Genomic DNA, 2768 nt, shown 5'->3' on the forward strand with positions numbered 1-2768 from the left:
GTGAGCAGAAATTTGAGATGATCCCCATCGATCAGATCAATATTCTAAACCCGCGAACTCGCAACAAAGGCCAACATCGGGAAATAACCGATAATATCGCAGAGATCGGGCTGAAGCGTCCCATCACCGTCAGCCGGCGAAAGGTGGAAGGACCTGTCCCTTACGATCTAGTTTGCGGTCAAGGGCGGCTTGAGGCATTTCGCGTCCTTGGAGAGAGCAAGATACCGGCGATCATCATCGACGCCCCAGAGGCTGATTGCTTGGTGATGAGCCTTGTCGAGAACATCGCCCGCCGGCAACACCGGCCGATCGATCTCATGCAGGAAATCGGAAGCTTGCACAAGCGCGGGTATTCGGAGGCGGATATCGGGGCAAAGATCGGTGTCACGGCGAGCTGGGTCAGCATGATCATAAATCTTCTGGAGCGAGGGGAGGAACGGCTCATTGCCGCCGTGGAGACTGGCCTCATACCGATCAGTTTTGCGATCGACATAGCGCGCGCAAGCGAAGCCGAGATGCAGGACGTTCTGATGGACGCTTATTCATCGGGAAAAATAAAGGGGAAGCGATTGGCTGCGGTACGTCGGCTGCTCGACCGCAGAGCTCGGCATAGCAAAGCGATCAGAGAAGCTAAGCTTGGACGAAAGACACCGCCTCGAAAGGTGACGCCAGCCGACTTGCTGCGGCTGTACCAGCGCGAAGCCGAGAAACAACGAATTCTCGTGAAGAAGTCCGACTACGCCCAAACGAAGCTATTGTTCTTGGTCGAGGCGCTCAAGGATCTTCTCGCCGACGAACGCTTTACCACACTTCTGAGAGCAGAGCGCTTGGACACCATGCCACGTGCCTTGGTCGCACGTATCAGTGGGGAGCAAGTCGAATGACAGGTAGCAGTGGTTCCGATAAGTTTGTGAAGCTTGCGTTTGAAAATGCCGCCGTCACGCTGAAGCTCGACCAGATAGTCGCGCTTAAAATTCTGCGGCCGGTCGTGAAGAGCGGAAAGAAATATGCTCAGATCGTCAGCTCGGTTCGTGCGATCGGCCTCGTTGAGGCTCCTGTCGTAACGCCGGATCGTAAAAAGCCCGGAATGTATTTTCTACTGGACGGGCATTTGCGCATCGAAGCTCTGAAGGACTTAAATGTAAACGAGGTGGAATGCCTCGTATCGACCGATGACGAATCATATACCTACAACAAGCGCATTAGCCGGTTGGCGGCCGTTCAAGAGCATCGGATGATCATGCGAGCGGTAGACCGCGGCGTATCCGAAGACCGTATTGCGGAGGCGCTCGGCCTCGACGTTGCGACCATCCGCCGCCGCTTTCGACTTTTAGATGGCATCTGCCCGGAAGCAGCGGACCTGCTGAAAGACACTCCATGTCCCATGAAGGTCTTTGACATTCTCCGGCAAATGGCTCCCATGAGACAGGTCGAAGCTGCGGACCTAATGATCGGTCAGGGAAATTTCTCAACGATGTTCGCTAACTGTGTCTTGTCAGCGACGCCGGAGAAACAGCGTGTACCCATAGCGAAAGCGAATCCGGGCAGCCCAACCGGCGCGATTTCAGAACAGATTGCACGCATGGAGAGGGAACTCGCCAGCCTACAGAGCCAAGTAAAGTCGGTGGAAGAGACCTACGGAGTCGATAACCTTCATCTGACCGTCGCGAAGGGATATGTTGCAAAGCTGCTCTCAAATGCCCGCGTTGTGCGCTGGCTGATACAAAACAGGCAGGAATACCTGCCCGAACTTCAATCGATTGCGGAGATAGAAAAAATAGGCGGGTCGAGAGAAGCGGCGGAGTAGTGCGAGGGTTCTTGACTGGCTAAGTGCTGCTGCTTTGATGCAGGCTGACGATAAGCGACCGGTGCTCGATCTTGAACGACCACGTCAGCGCGCAAAACTCCGTCACTGCGTCAGGCGCCATTCTGGTTTGACATGGCGCAATGCACACTTGGTAATCTTGATGGCCGCGCCTAATACCGACGACCATGGCCACGAATTTCAACATCTTCAGACGGTCAGTATTGATTGCTAGGGAATCGTGCGAATTCAAAGCAGCCTATTTGGCTTGGAAACTTACTGCTCTGGACCAGAGATGCTCAGATTAATCGGGTTACCCGTCCTCTGAGCACCCTGAAGAATCGTGACTCGCCTATGCACTTCTAAGACTGCGATCTTCAGCACTCTGCAATTTGTTTGGTGTGGTTGTCTCCTTCCGTTGGAGTACAGTTAGCTATTAAAGCGCCTCCACACGAGACGCCTTCTGCACAGAACGAGATGATCGGCTGCCTGAGAGGGGCCTTTCGCCCGGCAATCAAAGTTGGCAGTTGGTCCAATCTATGGAATCAAGCAGCGATCGCTTCTGCCGCAGCTTGAGGAGGTAGTCAGTCCATCCGGCATCGGACCGGTCCTGGATGTCCACCTCATGATAGCCGAAATCTGTTTTCGACCATTGGTCTCGGATGATTGCCCTGAAGCGCTCGAATTGGCAGTGATAAGGTCGCTCGAAGATGCAATGGTAATGGAGCCGATGGTCGGCACTCATCTCTAACACGCAGACCATCCGCAATCGCTTGCAGTGCACCTTTGCTGCGCGACCCAGGACCCTATTTTCCAAGCGCACCCGGAAGAGTCTTAGGTTTTCAGAAGCTACGATGTCGTCGGCGGCTTGAACCGTCCCGGGTTTGCCGGAGGCTCCAACTCCTGAGAGGATGGAGCCATGACAAGCAAGACGACGAACAAGTTTTCACCCGAGGTCCGGGAC

Annotated in this window: 2 protein-coding genes; both read left to right on the forward strand. The window is 54.4% G+C overall.

From position 1 onward, the window contains the following. Positions 1-884: plasmid partitioning protein RepB C-terminal domain-containing protein (locus AC630_RS41750; RefSeq protein WP_349540226.1), on the forward strand; the 884-nt coding region annotated here is incomplete at its 5' end. Beyond that, positions 881-1807: a plasmid partitioning protein RepB C-terminal domain-containing protein gene (locus AC630_RS41755; RefSeq protein ID WP_074124257.1), complete on the forward strand. Its 927-nt coding sequence runs from the start codon at positions 881-883 to the stop codon at positions 1805-1807. The genes AC630_RS41750 and AC630_RS41755, both read left to right, overlap by 4 nt. The last annotated feature ends 961 nt before the right edge of the window (positions 1808-2768 follow it).

It is taken from the genome of Bradyrhizobium sp. AS23.2, from assembly GCF_001908185.1.
In the GTDB taxonomy this organism is placed as follows: Bacteria; Pseudomonadota; Alphaproteobacteria; order Rhizobiales; family Xanthobacteraceae; genus Bradyrhizobium.

What these genes read in the sequence shown, in the direction of transcription:
- AC630_RS41755 (WP_074124257.1), top strand. Translation starts at nt 881, where the DNA reads ATGACAGGTAGCAGTGGTTCCGATAAGTTTGTGAAGCTTGCGTTTGAA.